Origin of the sequence: Candidatus Leptovillus gracilis, assembly GCA_016716065.1 — a bacterium.
GTDB classification, from domain to species: Bacteria; Chloroflexota; Anaerolineae; order Promineifilales; family Promineifilaceae; genus Leptovillus; species Leptovillus gracilis.
The window spans coordinates 383625-398959 of the sequence record JADJXA010000004.1 but is presented as its reverse complement, the minus strand read 5'-3'; the positions used below and the strand labels follow the sequence as shown (position 1 = coordinate 398959).

The 15335-nt window shown below is 59.4% G+C and carries 12 protein-coding genes; 10 read left to right on the top strand and 2 right to left on the bottom strand.

Going from position 1 to position 15335, the window contains the following annotated elements:
* A complete protein-coding gene (locus tag IPM39_14345) occupies nucleotides 1-258 on the bottom strand; it encodes a hypothetical protein (GenBank protein MBK8987237.1) in 258 nt (85 codons plus the stop codon).
* 118 nt (nucleotides 259-376) lie between these two features.
* Here IPM39_14345 and IPM39_14340 point away from each other — a divergent pair, with 118 nt between their 5' ends.
* From IPM39_14340 to IPM39_14330, 3 genes are all read left to right on the top strand, one after another.
* A complete protein-coding gene (locus IPM39_14340; GenBank protein MBK8987236.1) occupies nucleotides 377-754 on the top strand; it encodes a cytochrome c in 378 nt (125 codons plus the stop codon).
* A gap of 91 nt (nucleotides 755-845) precedes the next feature.
* The gene (locus tag IPM39_14335; GenBank protein ID MBK8987235.1) at nucleotides 846-3077 is read left to right on the top strand and encodes a right-handed parallel beta-helix repeat-containing protein; all 2232 of its coding nucleotides are present in this window, start codon (nucleotides 846-848) and stop codon (nucleotides 3075-3077) included.
* A gap of 54 nt (nucleotides 3078-3131) precedes the next feature.
* On the top strand, nucleotides 3132-5393 hold the full coding sequence (locus tag IPM39_14330) for a heavy metal translocating P-type ATPase (GenBank protein ID MBK8987234.1): 2262 nt from the start codon (nucleotides 3132-3134) through the stop codon (nucleotides 5391-5393).
* Nucleotides 5394-5424: 31 nt separating this feature from the next.
* Here IPM39_14330 and IPM39_14325 read toward each other — a convergent pair whose 3' ends face one another.
* Nucleotides 5425-6135: a hypothetical protein gene (locus IPM39_14325; GenBank protein ID MBK8987233.1), complete on the bottom strand. Its 711-nt coding sequence runs from the start codon at nucleotides 6133-6135 to the stop codon at nucleotides 5425-5427.
* Between the two features lie 185 nt (nucleotides 6136-6320).
* On the opposite strand from IPM39_14325, the gene IPM39_14320 reads away from it, so the two are divergent.
* The 7 genes from IPM39_14320 to glpA all read left to right on the top strand — a co-directional run bounded on the left by IPM39_14320 (nucleotide 6321) and on the right by glpA (nucleotide 15062).
* Entirely contained in the window at nucleotides 6321-7220 is a 900-nt protein-coding gene (locus IPM39_14320; protein ID MBK8987232.1) for a PAS domain-containing protein, read from the top strand.
* Entirely contained in the window at nucleotides 7217-8353 is a 1137-nt protein-coding gene (locus IPM39_14315; protein ID MBK8987231.1) for a sigma 54-interacting transcriptional regulator, read from the top strand. Before IPM39_14320 ends, IPM39_14315 begins: the two co-directional genes overlap by 4 nt.
* 522 nt (nucleotides 8354-8875) lie before the next feature.
* Nucleotides 8876-9667 carry an MIP family channel protein gene (locus tag IPM39_14310; protein ID MBK8987230.1) on the top strand — a complete coding sequence of 264 codons (792 nt, stop codon included), beginning with the start codon at nucleotides 8876-8878 and terminating at the stop codon, nucleotides 9665-9667.
* A gap of 81 nt (nucleotides 9668-9748) precedes the next feature.
* Complete coding sequence (gene dhaK / locus IPM39_14305; protein MBK8987229.1) at nucleotides 9749-10822, top strand: dihydroxyacetone kinase subunit DhaK; 1074 nt, start codon at nucleotides 9749-9751, stop codon at nucleotides 10820-10822.
* A 91-nt stretch (nucleotides 10823-10913) separates the two neighbouring features.
* Entirely contained in the window at nucleotides 10914-11543 is a 630-nt protein-coding gene (gene dhaL / locus IPM39_14300; protein ID MBK8987228.1) for a dihydroxyacetone kinase ADP-binding subunit DhaL, read from the top strand.
* 80 nt (nucleotides 11544-11623) lie between these two features.
* On the top strand, nucleotides 11624-13132 hold the full coding sequence (gene glpK / locus IPM39_14295) for a glycerol kinase GlpK (protein ID MBK8987227.1): 1509 nt from the start codon (nucleotides 11624-11626) through the stop codon (nucleotides 13130-13132).
* Between the two features lie 130 nt (nucleotides 13133-13262).
* Nucleotides 13263-15062, top strand: a complete 1800-nt coding sequence (gene glpA / locus IPM39_14290) for an anaerobic glycerol-3-phosphate dehydrogenase subunit A (protein MBK8987226.1) — start codon at nucleotides 13263-13265, stop codon at nucleotides 15060-15062.
* The last annotated feature ends 273 nt before the right edge of the window (nucleotides 15063-15335 follow it).

Sequence of the window (15335 nt, the reverse complement as noted above, 5' to 3'; positions counted from 1 at the left end):
CTATAGTTCCATCCGACTGCGCCATCGTTCGGCCAGGGTCAGCAGCCCCCAGGGAACCAGGATGAGGAACGCGCCAGCCAGCAGGCAGGGCACGGCCGCTGCCATCGCCTCCCAGCCAAAAATCAGCCCAATCAGCCCGCCGCCAACCACCACCAGCATAAAAATTACCAGCGCCAGCAGCCGTTTGTCGCTTTCCTTGCGGTAACGGCGCATGTTGGTGGCTAACGGCCGTGCCTCATTCTTTTCATCGTCTGCCATACAACCTCCACATCGGCAACACCAGACGTCGGCTACTGTATCATCAAAGGGGGCATCTTGCCGGAAACGGCCGTTTCCTTTACAATTTCGCCCATCTCATCAACTGGTAAAAATCTATTTGCTAACAAGAGCGATCATTCCCATCATCCTGTTTTTTTGTCTGGTTGGCTGCGCCACCGCCGACCCTCCATCAGCCACGCCTACCCTTCCCCCCCAACTGGCCCAAGGCCAGAAAGTATTTCAGACCCACTGCGGCGCCTGCCACAGCCTCCAACCCGACCTGACTATTGTCGGCCCTTCCCTGCACGGCATCGCCACTCACGCCGCCGACCGCGTAGACGGCCAGGACGCTCGCACCTATATCTACACGGCCGTTCTCAATCCCAGCGCTTACACTGTGCCCGGCTACGCCCAGCTGATGCCCACCACCTTCGGCAAAACCATCACCGGCGAAGACCTGGACGCCCTCGTCGCCTACCTGCTGACAATGGAATAAAACACGAATTCCCTTTGTCTCTTGGTCTCTTGGTCTCCTTGTCTCTTTGTCTCTTTGTCTCTGTCATAAACCCTTTCCCGTAGGAGGAAACATGAAAAAAGCAGCCAAGTGGTTCGGTATCATCCTGGCGGTCATCGCCGCCTTACTGCTCATTGCCATTGTCGCCGCCGCCGCCGTGCCTATCGCCACCGATCCCGACGTGCGCGCCAATCATGGCGCTGGTTCTAAAAGCGTGCTGCCCTCCTACTCTGGCCTACAGCGCGCCTTCCCCGCCAGCAATGAACCGGCCGACAATCCCTCTACGCCGGAAAAAGTGGCCCTGGGCCAACTGCTCTTCTTCGACCCCGCGCTCTCCGAGAATAACGAAATGGCCTGCGCCACCTGCCACAACCCCGATTGGGGTTTCAGCGACGGCCGTGCCCAACCCCTCGGCCTCGATGGAACGCCGCTAGCCCGCAGCGCCCCCACTCTGTGGAATGTCGCCTACGCGCAAGCGCTGTTTTGGGACGGCCGTGAAACCTCCCTCGAAGCCCAATCCCACTTCCCCCTCACCCACGCCAACGAAATGGGTGTCAGCAACACCGCCGCCCTGGTGTCTGAACTGGCGGCCATCCCTGAATACCAACAGCGCTTCGCCGCCGCCTTCACCGATGGCCTGACCTACGACAACGTGGGGCGCGCCCTGGCCGCCTTCCAACGCAGCCTGCTCAGCCAAAACAGCCCCTTCGACCGCTACGCCGCCGGCGACTTCGACGCCCTGACGGCGCAGCAGCGGCGCGGGTTGGCTCTCTTCCGCTCCGGGGCCACGCGCTGCTTTGAATGCCACAACGCCCCTACCTTTGCCAGCGACACCTTCCGCGTCGTCGGCGTACCCAGCGACGACCCAGGCCGCGCCGGCGTGGTGGCCGATGGCTTGAACGGCGCGTTTAAAGTGCCCACGCTGCGCAATATCGCCCTCAGCGCCCCTTACATGCACGATGGTTCGCTGGCGACCCTGGCCGAAGTGGTGGATTTCTACGCCGAGGGCGGCGGCCGCGCCCACGGCCGTGACAACATAGATGTGTTTGTGCAGGGCTTCACCCTGAACGAGCAGGAACGCGCCGATCTGGTAGCCTTCTTGATGGCTCTAACCGACGAGAGTGGGCTGCCGCAGCCGGTAACGGCCGTGCCTTCCGGCCTGCCTGTCATCCCGGCCAGCGCCAATCCCATGCGCGATGTGGCCGCCAGCTACAACATCGGCGGCGGTGAGCCAGCCATCGCCGAGCGCGCGCCGCAGACAATTCAGGTGGCGGCCGGGGAGAGCATTCAAACGGCCGTAGACCGCGCCCGCCCTGGCGACACCGTAGAAATCCCTTATGGCGTCTACCACGAGCGCGTCGTCATAGACATCAGCGATTTCACCCTGCGCGGCCGACCCAACGAAGCTGGCGATTACCCCATTCTGGATGGGGAAGGTCTGCTGCCCGAAGGCGTGTTGGCCTCCGGCAACAACTTCACCGTCAGCCACCTGCACACGCGCAACTACACCGACAACGGCATCCTGGTGGAAGGCGTCACCGGCGTGCATTTCCATGACATTTTTGCCGAAAATGTGGGAACCTATGGCGTTTACCCCGTACAAAGCACCGACGTACTCATCGAACGGGTCGTGGTCACTGGCGTAGACGACGCTGGCATCTACGCCGGGCAGTGCGAAAATGTGATCGTGCGCGACAGCGAAGCCTACGGCAATGTTCTGGGCATCGAGCTGGAAAACACCCTCAACGGCCAGGTGTACAACAACTACGTCCACGACAACACCCTGGGCATCCTCATCGTCTTACTGCCGCAGCTGACCTCTAAAATCTCGGCCGACACCCGCGTTTTTGACAACGTGGTCGAGAATAACAACCTGGAGAATTTTGCCCCCGGCGGTTTTGCCCGCATCGCCCCGGTGGGCACAGGCATCCTGCTGTTGGCGACCGACAACGCCGAAGTAACCGGCAACACGCTCAGCGGCAACGACAGTGTGGGTGTGGCCGTCTTTGGCCTGGAGCGCTCTGGCGGCTTTAACATGAACGAAGTAGACGTAGGGCCGCGCTCGGAGAACGTGTGGGTGCATGGCAATACGTTTAGCGCCAACGGCCGTTACCCGGCTGCGGCATTGGCCGAGTTGGGTATCCCTGGCGCAGATGTGATCTGGGACGGGCAGGGCAGCGGCAACCGCTTCGACGAGCCGGGCGCATCTACCTTTCCGCCCGTGCTGCCTGGCAGCGGCTGGCCCGCTTGGGCCTATCGCGCCTATTACACCATCCTCAATCTGGCTGTTACGCAGATGGGTTAAGGTGCAGGCAGACCCAAAGGGTTTTAAAGAACCTTCGGGTCTCGTAGGAGTCCTATGACCGAACAAACTTTCCAAATCACCGGCATGGACTGCGCCGACTGCGCCCGCAGCGTGGAAAAAGGTGTTGCCCGGCTGGCTGGCATCGAAAGCTGCCAGCTTAACTTCACCACCGAAACGCTGCGCGTAACCGGGAACGCAGACCGCGCCGCCATCGTCGCCCGCGTTCAGGAGCTTGGCTACGACGTGGCCTCGGCCAACCAGCTAACCAACCGACCGGCCAATCAGCCCGCCACGGCCTTCTTCCCTTACCTGTGGGCGCGGCGCGATACACGGCTGGCGCTGCTGGCGGCGCTGCTGATCCTGCCCGGTCTGGTGTTTGATGAACTGCTGCCGGGCTTGGGCGTGGACGGGGCGTGGATTGAGATAACGGCCGTTCTCGCCCTCATCATCGCCGGTTTGCCCATATTTAAGAGCGCGTGGACGGCCGTGCGTATCAACCGCGAAATCAACATCAACGTCCTCATGTCCATCGCCGCCATCGGCGCGGTGCTGATTGGCGCGTACACCGAAGCGGGCATGGTCATGGTGCTGTTTGTCATCGCCGAGGCCATCGAAGGCTACACCGCCGACCGCGCCCGCCAATCCATCCGCCGCCTGATGGAACTGGCCCCCAACAAAGCTACCGTGCTGCGCCAGTGCCTGGACTGCGCCGGCCACCTGGGGCAAGATGGCTACACCGGCGGCCCGTGCCCCTTCTGCGGCCTCGAAGAGCAGCGCGTGGCCGTGGCCGAATTGCGCGTGGGTGAGACGATTGTGGTGAAGCCGGGCGAGCGTGTACCGATGGACGGCCGTATCCTCGCCGGCCGCTCGGCCATCAACCAGGCCCCCATCACCGGCGAAAGCCTGCCGCTGGAAAAGCAGCCCGGCGACGACGTGTTTGCCGGCAGCATCAACGGGCCGGGCACGTTGGAGATCGCCATCACCCATCTGGCCGAAGACAATACCCTCAGCCGCCTCATTAAATTGGTGGCCGAAGCGCAAGAAGCCCAGGCCCCCTCGCAGCGCTTTGTAGACCAGTTTGCCCGCTATTACACGCCCATCGTTGTGGCGATTGCCGCTTTGGTCGCCACCGTGCCACCGCTGGCCTTTGGGCAGCCCTGGCTGGACGCCGCCGACCCGGCGCAGGGCTGGATTTACCGGGCGCTGGCGCTGTTGGTGGTCGCCTGCCCATGCGCGTTGGTCATCAGCACGCCGGTCAGCATCGTCAGCGCCATCAGTAATGCGGCGCGGCATGGCGTTATCTTCAAGGGTGGGGCGCACCTGGAGGAACTGAGCCGCGTCCGGGCTGTTGCCTTCGACAAAACGGGCACGTTGACGCGGGGTGAACCGGCCGTTGTTGCCGTGCGCTCGGCCGTGTGTGAACTGCCCGCCGGCGCAGCGTGCGCCGACTGTGATGATCTGTTGGCGCTGGCGAGCGCCGTGGAGCAGCGCAGCGAGCATCCCATCGCTCAGGCGGTGGTGGCGCAGGCGGCGGTGCATGGCGTGGCGCAGCAGTACAAAGCGGCGGAAAACGTGCAGGCGCTCAGCGGGCGCGGGGTGACGGGGCAGGTCAACGGCCGTGCCGTCACCATCGGCAGCCACCACTATTTTAACGACCACGCCGCCCACGCCGCCCACTGCGCCGAGCTGGACACGGCCGCCAACCAGGGCTACACCACCATGCTCATCGGCCGAGATGATGATTATCTGGGCTATATCGCGGTGGCCGACACAGTGCGCGAAACAAGCAAGACGGCCGTCGCTGAACTGCGCGCTCTGGGCATCCACTACCTGGTCATGCTGACCGGCGACAACGAACAGACAGCGCACAAGGTAGCCGCCGACGTGGGCATGGGCATGGCCGAGGTGTGGGCCAATTGTTTGCCGGAAGATAAGGTAACGGCCGTGTCCCAACTACGTCAGCAGCACGGCCATGTCGTCATGGTCGGCGATGGCATCAACGACACGCCGGCGCTGGCGGCGGCCAATGTCGGCGTCGCCATCGGCCACACCGCCCAGGCCCTGGAAACGGCCGATGTGACGCTGATGCACGACGATTTGCGCCTGCTGCCCTTTGCCATCCGCCTCAGTCGGGCGACGATGCGCGTGATTGGCGTGAACGTGGCCCTGGCGCTGGGGCTGAAGTTTGCCTTTTTTGGGCTGGTGCTGCTGGGATTAGGCTCCATGTGGCTGGCGGTGCTGGCCGACATGGGCGTTTCGCTGTTGGTGACGGCAAATGGGATGCGCCTGCTGCGTTGGCCGGGATTAAAACGGTAGGGACGAGCCGATGGCTCATCCCTACGGGTGGTCAGGGTGGCGGGAATTGGCTGCTGCCGGGGACGCTGCCATTTTCGACGTGGGGGATGTTGTGGTCTACCAGGACGTTGCCCAGCGCGTCGGTGACGCGGAAGGTGTAGGGGCCGGGTCCCATGCCGCTGTCGGCGACGAAGTAATTCCACATTTCGCGGGGGAGCTGCTGGAAGGAACCATTAGATAGGCGGTATTCCACTTTGGCGATGGGATTGCGGTGATTGCGAATTTGCACGGCCGTCCACCACTGATTGCTGCCATCCTTAAAATGGTAAACGATGGGGCCGTCTAATGCCGGGCTGACGATTTGCCAGGTGATAGGCACACGCCCCAGGGGAATGTCGTCTATCAGGGCAAAGGCTTGTGGACTCATGTCTACGTGCCCCTGAGCACATTCGGGACAGCGGTCTACAATGCGCACGACGACGCTGCCTTTACGGCCGTCTACCCGCACATAGGCCCCACACAAAGCGGCGTTGTTGTAATCCACCTCGTTCATGGCCGCCACCATCAGGTTATTGGGCGAGGCAGGGAAGAGGCAGTTGCCTTCGCCGGTGGCGTTGTAATAGGTGGCGATGCCGCTGCGAACAGGGCCAATGGTCGGGTCGCCGCTTTTGACGATGAGGGGAAGAAAGAGCGGGGGCGCAGCGGTGGAATGGGCAACGGCCGTTACCGCGCCGCTTGCCATCAGCCCAACCAGACCGGCCATCAAAGTGGCCGCCAGCAACCACAAACGCCGAAAATGTTTCATGGCGTCATTGTATAGGCAAAAAAACCATTGTCAAAACGGCCGTGTTTGTTATACCATCCAATGAGTTAGCCTGCGTTTGTTTGTTGATCATCCAACCAGCAAATTTTTACCATCAAGACATCCAATTTTTACTAGACTCAGCCATGCAACCTACAGATTACCCCATTCACCGTGACGTACTCAAGCAATTTTGGTACGCCTTCACCAAAACCGGGCAGGTAGAGCCGGTCAATGGGCAGCAGTTAGACCCCATCGTGCTGCGCTCCTGGCAGCGCTGCGCCCCCCGCCTTAGTCCGCGTCAGGCCCCCCGCCTGGTTACACTGCAAGAACCGGCGCTGCTTAAAACGCTCAAAGTCCATGAAGACCTTACCATGCTCGCCCGCCCTTTCCTGGAAGACATCTATCAGTTTCTTGAGGGGTCTTACTGCGCCGTCCTCGTCACCGATGGCGCGGGCTGCATTTTGGACCTGGAAGGCGACCAATCGGTACTCAGCCAGACACAGGACCCGGTAACAACCCGCGGACGGCCGGTTTCCCCCTTTGGCGCCAATGACGGCGATGGCCTGCACAAAGGAACCATCTGGTCAGAAGGGGTCATGGGAACCAACGCCCTGGGGCTGGCGCTGCTGACCGCCATGCCTGTCCAGGTGGTTGGGGCCGAGCATTACCACGAGTTTTTTCACCAGATTGCCAGTTCCGCCGCGCCGATTCATGATGTGAACGGCCGTATCATTGGCCTCATCGCCTTATTAGAACCGCTGTCATCGGTTTCGCGGCACAGCCTATCGCTGGTGATGGCCGCCGCGCGGGCTATCAACAATCAACTCCAGGCCAACCTGTATCTGGAAGAAGCCAACAACCGCCTGACAGAAGTCAAAGCTATTTTGGAAGTCATTCACGAAGGTGTTGTCACCTGGGACGCCAACGGCCAGATCAACCACATCAACGCCCTGGCGGCCCAGACGCTCAAGATCAATCCCGCTTCTATTTTGGGCCGCCCTTTTAACGAAATTCTGCACTTTCCCGATGAACTGCACAAGTGATTGACAATCACCAACAACTGCTAGATGTGGAGGCGTCGCTGTCGGCCAATGATCAGACGGTAGAATGCCTGGTCAGCCTGCTGCCCATCTCTTACGACCCGCTGCTCAGGGCCGGCTACATTGCCATCTTGCGCCCCATCGAACAGGTGCGGCGGCTGGTGCATCAGCAAGTGGGCACCAGGGCGATGTTGGCTCTGGAAGACATGCCGGCCCAATCATCGCCGATGCGCGCGGTGATGCGGCAGGCGCGCACCGCGGCGCGGGGTCTGGCCCCAGTGCTGCTGCGCGGCGAAGGCGGTGTGGGCAAAAACCACCTGGCGCGGGCCATCCACAACGACAGCGAACGTGGCGCGCACCCTTTTCTGGCAATCAACTGCCGCGCCATTCCTCACGAGCTGATGATTGGCGAATTTTTGGGCCAGGAACAGGACATGCGGACAGACGGCCGTCCCAGCAAATTTGAATTAGCCGATGGCGGCACGCTGATGTTTGACCAGATCGAAGCGCTGTCGCTGGAAATGCAGGCAGCCTTGCTGCACGTCATCGAAACAGGCCACGTCATGCGCCTGGGCAGTTCCCGGCCCATTCCGGTAAACGTGCGCATCATCGGCGCCACTTCGATGCCGGTGGAGAAACTGGTTCAGGAGCAGCAGTTCCTGGCCCACCTCTATTACCGCTTCGGCGTCTTCACCATTTCTGTGCCGCCGCTGCGCGAACGTATAGACGATATCCCCTTGCTGGCCGAACGTTTCCTGGCGCGCATCTCCGAGCGGGATGGAGTGGCGGCGTGGATAGATGATCAGGCAACGGCCGTACTCTGTCGTTATCCCTGGCCCGGCAACGTGCGTGAACTGGAAAGCATCCTTGAACGCGCCCTCCACCAGAGTACCGACAACGTCATCCGCGTCGCCAACCTGTCGGAAACCATCCGCAGCGGCCGTATTGTCATCGCCAATTCCCCCCAGGCCGAACCCTTGCTCACCACCGCCGAAGCCGAACGCGAAGCTATCCTCCGCGCCGGCTGGGCCTACCAGGGACGCATGAGCGAAATGGCCCAACAACTGGGCATCGGCCGGACCACCCTCTGGCGCAAGATGAAACGCTTCAACCTGACCCCCGATCAATTCAAATAAACATCTTCGTTTCATAATAAAACATCTTTGTTGCAGCCATGTTTCGCAATGAAACATAATTTGCTGCGTTGTTGATCTCTATCGCACTTGCTGTATGATTACCGACAGTGTGTTATGCAAATCATCCAAATCAGGCGACTTAAAAGTGTGGCCTTTGCATGAAACACAAACCCCGTCAACGCATCCTTTCAGGTTGGTTCAGCCTGCCAGCGCTGTCTTTGTAGCCATTGGCTGAACCTGTTGCACTCATCAAACGGGAAGAGGCAGCAAACGAGAGCATCACATCATCCATCCATCAAAGGCACTCATATAAGATTCTTGTGGGTGATGTTTTTGTATTGCAACAAGGAGGTGAAGCGACACAACTATTTCCCACCAAAGTAACTCCAACCTGATAATCAGGCGGCAAATCTTGCGACTTCATTTGCCTGGCGTGTGGCGCCCATTTTTTGATTATCGGGGGTTTGAAGACAGGTTGACACAAATCAAGTACCTTATTCTAGTACCTTAAGGAGAATCAAGATGAAAAAGAATGGTTTAACAGGCGAACTGGTTGGCGAAATATTCGGCACCTTTGTTCTGATTTTATTGGGCGATGGTGTTGTCGCCAACGTGGGGTTGGCCCCTCGTTTGGCCGCTCCCGCTTATAACTGGAATACCATCACCGTGGGCTGGGCTTTCGCGGTTGTCGTCGCCGTCTATATTTCTGGCGGCGTCAGCGGTGCGCATCTTAACCCGGCTGTAACGATTGCTCTGGCTGCCAAGCGCGGTTTCCCTTGGGCCAAAGTGGGACCCTACATTGTGGCGCAGTTCATTGGCGCGTTCCTGGGCGCTCTGGGCGTTTACCTGGTCTACCGCGATGGTCTGGTTGCCGCCGGTATGCCCAACGTCTGGTCCACCGGCCCCGGCTCCGTTTTTGGTTCCGCTTTTTCCGCCACACCGATGACCAGCACCGGCAGCTACAGCATGCTCACGGCCGGCATCGCCGAATTCTTTGGCACAATGATGCTGTTGTGGGGTGTGTTAGCCAGCGGCGACGAACGCAACCTGGGCCTGAAGAACAACATGGGGCCTTTCCTGGTTGGCTTCACCGTCCTGGCAGTTGGTTTGTCTCTGGGTGGTCCCAGTGGTTACTCCATCAACCCTGCCCGTGACCTCGGCCCCCGTATTTTCGGCGCTCTCGTCGGCACAAAAGGCCTCTTTGATGGCCTCTACTGGTTAATTGTACCGGTATTGGTTCCGGCCATCTCCGGCGCCATTGGGGTCTTCGCCTACGACGCATTCGTGACGCCTTTCTTACCGGAAAAGAAATAACTTTAGACGTTTCACAAAAACGGGTTTGCTGCGGCGCAAAAACGGCCGCAGCAAACCCGGCCAAGAAGTAAGGAGAGTCCCATGAAAAAATTGATCAATGCCATTGATGATGTGGTGAAAGAACAACTCGAAGGCATGGCAGTCGCCCATCCAGACATGCTGAAGGTGTACTTTGAACCCAAGTATGTTGTACGCGCCGACGCGCCGGTCCAGGGTAAAGTTGCCCTCATTTCCGGTGGCGGCAGCGGCCACGAACCCATGCACGGTGGGTTCGTAGGCAAGGGTATGCTGGACGCGGCCTGTCCGGGCGAGGTCTTTACATCGCCAACACCGGACCAGATGTATGAAGCCGCCAAAGCCGTAGACGGGGGCGCGGGTGTGTTGTTTCTGGTGAAGAACTACACCGGTGACGTGTTGAATTTTGAATCGGCCGCAGAAATGGCCTATGCCGACGGCATGAAAGTGCAGAGCATTCTCATTGACGATGACGCCGCTGTGAAAGACAGCCTATATACGGCCGGCCGCCGTGGTGTGGGCACAACCGTGTTGGTAGAAAAGATCGTCGGCGCGGCCGCCGAAGCCGGGTATACCCTGGATCAATGTGCGGATCTGGCCCGTAAAGTGAATCAGAACGGCCGTTCCCTGGGCATGGCTCTTACTTCTTGCACCGTTCCTGCGGCTGGCAAACCCACTTTTGAACTTGGCGACAACGAATTTGAAATCGGCATTGGCATTCATGGCGAACCAGGCCGCGAACGCCTGCCCATGACAACCGCCGATGAAATCACCGAAATGATGGCCCTGGCGATCATTGACGACGGCCCCTACAGCCGAACCGTTCGTGAATGGGACAACGACGCCGGCGATTGGGTAGACGTACAACTGACCGACCCGCCGCTGCAAGCCGGTGATCAAATCATTGCCTTCGTCAACAGCATGGGCGGCACGCCGGTCTCGGAACTGTATGCCATCTATCGCAAACTGGCGCAAATCTGCGAAGCCAAAGGTCTCACCATCGTCCGCAACCTGATTGGCCCTTACATCACCTCGTTGGAAATGCAAGGCTGTTCCATCACCCTGCTGAAAGCCGACGAGGAAATCCTCAAATTCTGGGATGCGCCAGTCGTAACTCCCGGTCTGCGCTGGGGCGCTTAGGAGCAGTTGGTAGTGGATAGTGGACAGTTGATAGTGACCTATCAACTAACAACTAACAACTATTAACTATCAACTATCAAAGGACGGCATTATGGTCACCAGAGATCAGATTGTCCGCTGGTTAGAGGCAACGGCCGTTGTCATGCGCGACAACAAAGAATACCTCACCCAATTGGACGCCGCCATCGGTGACGCCGATCACGGGATCAACATGACACGTGGTTTTGACAAGGTCATCGAAAAATTGCCCACCGTCGCCGACAAAGACATTGGCAATATCCTCAAGACCACCGGCATGACCCTCATCTCCAGCGTTGGCGGCGCCAGCGGCCCCCTTTACGGAACCTTTTTCATGCGCAGCGGCATGGCCCTGGCCTCCAAAGAAGAGCTTAACGACGAAGACCTCTTTAAAATGCTCAAAACCGGCGTCGAAGGCATTGTCCAACGCGGACGCGCTCAACTTGAAGATAAAACCATGTTCGACGCCTGGTCCCCAGCCCTGGACGCTATGCAAGCCGCCCTCGATGCGGGCCACGACACCCACACTACCCTCAAAGCGGCCACAGACGCCGCCGAACAAGGCATGAAAGGGACCATCCCCCTCATCGCGCGCAAAGGCCGGGCCAGCTACCTGGGCGAACGCAGCCGAGGCCACCAGGACCCCGGCGCAACTTCATCGTATCTAATGCTCAAAGCATTATTGGATGTTTTAGAAAGTTGATATTCATCAGGAAGACGACGAACAACGAACCATTGCGTTCGTCGTCCTACCCACTATTTTTGATCTGAAGGAGCAAAAAAATGGCAGAAAAATTTGTAGCCGCTATTGACCAGGGCACTACCAGCACCCGTTGCATGATCTTCAACCACGCCGGCGAGCCAGTAGGCATTCACCAGATGGAACACGAACAAATCTACCCCAAACCAGGTTGGGTAGAGCATGATCCGCTGGAAATTTGGGCGCGCACCCAAGACGTTGTTAAAGGCGCCATGAAAAACGCCGGCCTCACCGCCGCCGACATCGCCGCCGTAGGCGTTACCAACCAACGCGAAACCACCGTTGTCTGGGACAAAAACACCGGCAAGCCCTATTACAATGCCATCGTCTGGCAAGACACCCGTACCGACAAAATCATCAAAGAACTTGAAGGTGGCATCGGCCAAAATCGGTTCCGCGAAAAGGTCGGCCTCCCCCTGGCCACCTACTTCTCCGGCCCCAAAGTGAAATGGATCCTGGACAATGTCGAAGGCGTCCGCGCCGCCGCCGAACGTGGCGACGCCGTCTTCGGCAACATTGACACCTGGGTCATCTGGAACCTCACCGGCGGTCCCAAGGGTGGCGCCCACGTCACCGACGTGACCAACGCCAGCCGTACCATGCTCATGAACCTGGAAACTCTGAATTGGTCCGAAAGCATCGCCAAAGAGATGACCATTCCCATGTCCATGCTGCCGGCCGTCAAGTCCTCCTCCTTAGTCTACGGCTACACCAGCGACGATGGCCCCTTCGGCGGCCGTATCCCGGTGGCCGGCGACCTGGGCGACCAACAAGCCGCCACTGTCGGGCAAGCCTGCTTCAGCCCCGGCGAAGCCAAGAACACCTACGGAACCGGCTGCTTCATGATCCTGAACACCGGAACCAAGATCGTCCCCTCCAAGAGCGGTTTGCTGACAACCCTGTGCTACAAATTCGGTGACGAACCGGCCGTGTATGCCCTGGAAGGCTCCATCGCCATCACCGGCGCCCTGGTTCAATGGCTGCGCGACAACCTGAACTTCTTCGATTACTCCCCCCACATCGAAGATTACGCCAAAAGCGTCGAAGACAACGGCGGCGTCTACTTCGTGCCCGCCTTCTCTGGCCTTTTTGCCCCCTACTGGCGCTCCGATGCGCGTGGGGCCATCGTCGGCCTCACCCGCTACGTGAAGAAGGGCCACATCGCCCGCGCCGCCCTGGAAGCCACCGCTTACCAGACCCGCGAAGTATTGGATGCCATGAACGCCGATTCCGGTGTGCCGTTAACAGCCCTCAAAGTTGACGGCGGTATGGTCTACAACGACACCCTCATGCAGTTCCAATCCGACGTGTTGGACGTGCCCGTCGTGCGCCCGAAAGTGGCCGAGACGACAGCCCTGGGCGCTGCCTACGCCGCCGGTTACGCCGTTGGCTTCTGGCAAAGCACCGACGAAATGCGCGCCAACTGGGGTATCGCCAAGACCTGGGAACCGACCGAAGGCAGCAACGCCAGCACCACGCTGTACGCCCAATGGAAGAAGGCCGTTACCCGTACCTTCGACTGGGTAGAATAATTTTGAATTGTGAATTGTGAAGTAAGAATTGTGAAGTAAAGAGGGTGGATGGATTCGGCGCTGGCCGGATTCATTCACCATTCACAATTCCCCATTCACAATTCACAATTTCTTTTTGGGGAGACCCAAGATGAACCGTTTACAAACTGAAGTTCTGGTCATTGGCGGTGGGGCCACCGGCACAGGCGTGGCCTGGGATGCGGCGCTGCGTGGCTTTAAAGTCATTTTGGTAGAACGCCGCGACCTGACCCATGGCACATCGGGGCGGTATCATGGCTTGCTGCACAGCGGCGGCCGTTATGCCGTGAAAGACCCACATGGGGCGGCCGAGTGCATTGCTGAAAACCAGATTCTACGTGTCACCCATGCCCACTGTATTGAAGACACCAGTGGGTTTTTTGTCGTTCTGCCCGAAGACGAGGGCGAATACCCCGATACATTCAAAGCCGGCTGCGATGCTGTCGGCATTCCTTGCACCGAAATCTCCGTCGCTGAGGCTCTGCAGCGCGAACCGCTGCTGAATCCGCGCATCAGCCGCGTTTTTGAAGTGCCAGACGGCTCATCGGACAGCTTTCTGGCGGCCCATGCCACCGCGCAGGCAGCGCGCAACGCCGGGGCGCAAATTCTGACGTACCACGAAGTAACCAATCTGATCATGGCTGGCGGCGACAGTGACCGGCGGGTTGCCGGGGCGATTGTCCATAATGTTGTTACCGGTGAAGAGACGGAAATCCACGCCGACATCACTGTCAATGCCGCCGGCGCCTGGACGGGCAAGCTGGCGGCAATGGCTGGTATTGCGATTTCTATTATGCCCAGCAAAGGGACGATGGTCGCCATGAACCACCGGCTGGTGAATACGGTGGTCAACCGTTGCAAAAATCCGTCGGATGGCGATATTATCGTTCCCAGCCATACCGTTTGCGTGATCGGCACCACTTCGATCAATGTGCCGGAGCCGGAACCGCTGCGCATTGAACCGTGGGAAGTACACAAGATGTTGGAGGAAGGGGACAAAATGGTCCCTGGTTTTGCCCAGGCGCGGGTGCTGCGAGCCTGGGCCGGGGTACGGCCGTTATTCCAGGATACCTACGTAAGCGGCAAAGGGCGCGATGTGACGCGCAAACTGGCCCTGCTAGACCACAAAGAGCGCGAAGGCGTTGGCGGCTTTCTCACCATTACCGGCGGCAAATGGACCACCTTCCGCCTGATGGCCGAAGCGACGGTGGATGATATTTGCCGCCATTTGGGCACGGAACGGCCGTGTACCACCGCCGCCACCCCCGTCCCTGGCGTTGAGCAAGGCCATTACTGGTTGGGCCACCGCCTGCACGAAATCGAAGAAAAGCACCTGCAAGGCGAACTGGTCTGCGAATGCGAATTGGCGACGCGGACGATGATCGAAAACGCCGCCCAACGCAATCCGCTGCTGACCCTGGACGATTTGCGGCGCGACGTGCGCCTGGGCAAAGGGCCATGCCAGGGTGGATTCTGCACCTACCGCGCCGTGGGCATTCTGCACGAGATGAAAAAAGCGGGCAGTTGGGAAGTGAACATGAGCGACGAGGCCGGCGCCGCCACCTGGGAAGTCGCTTATTTGCAGTCGCCCGGCCACAACCTGGTCAGTGACGCGGACGGCCGTGCCGCCAACGGCAATGCCGCGGACGGCCGTGCCGCCAACGGCAATGCCGCCAACACCGCCGATTCCTTCAACCCCAACCTGCTGCTGCGCGACTTCTTGCAAGAACGCTGGAAAGGGGTGACGCCTATTTTATGGGGCCGCCAACTCAAACAAGAACGGCTGGATGAATTGATCTACATGAGCCTGATGAACGCCGACCACCTGCCGGACAAAGAACTGTCCAGCCCCGTCACCGATTTTTACCATTTCGACACGACGCCGACAGCCGAGGAGGTGGCCGATGTCTGATTTGCTCATCATTGGCGCAGGATTGAGTGGGTTGATGGCCGCGTACACGGCCGTCAAAGCCGGGCTTACCGTGAATATCGCCGCCAAAGGCTTAGGCTCCATGCACTGGAGCGCAGGCACCATTGATGTTCTGGGCTATACAGCCGCCCAACCAGATGCGCCGGTAAAACGGCCGTTAGAACAGCTCCCCACCCTCATTCAGGCCAATCCCCGCCATCCCTACGCCCACCTTAGCGACAAACACCTGGCCGAAACGCTGGCAACCTTCGTCGC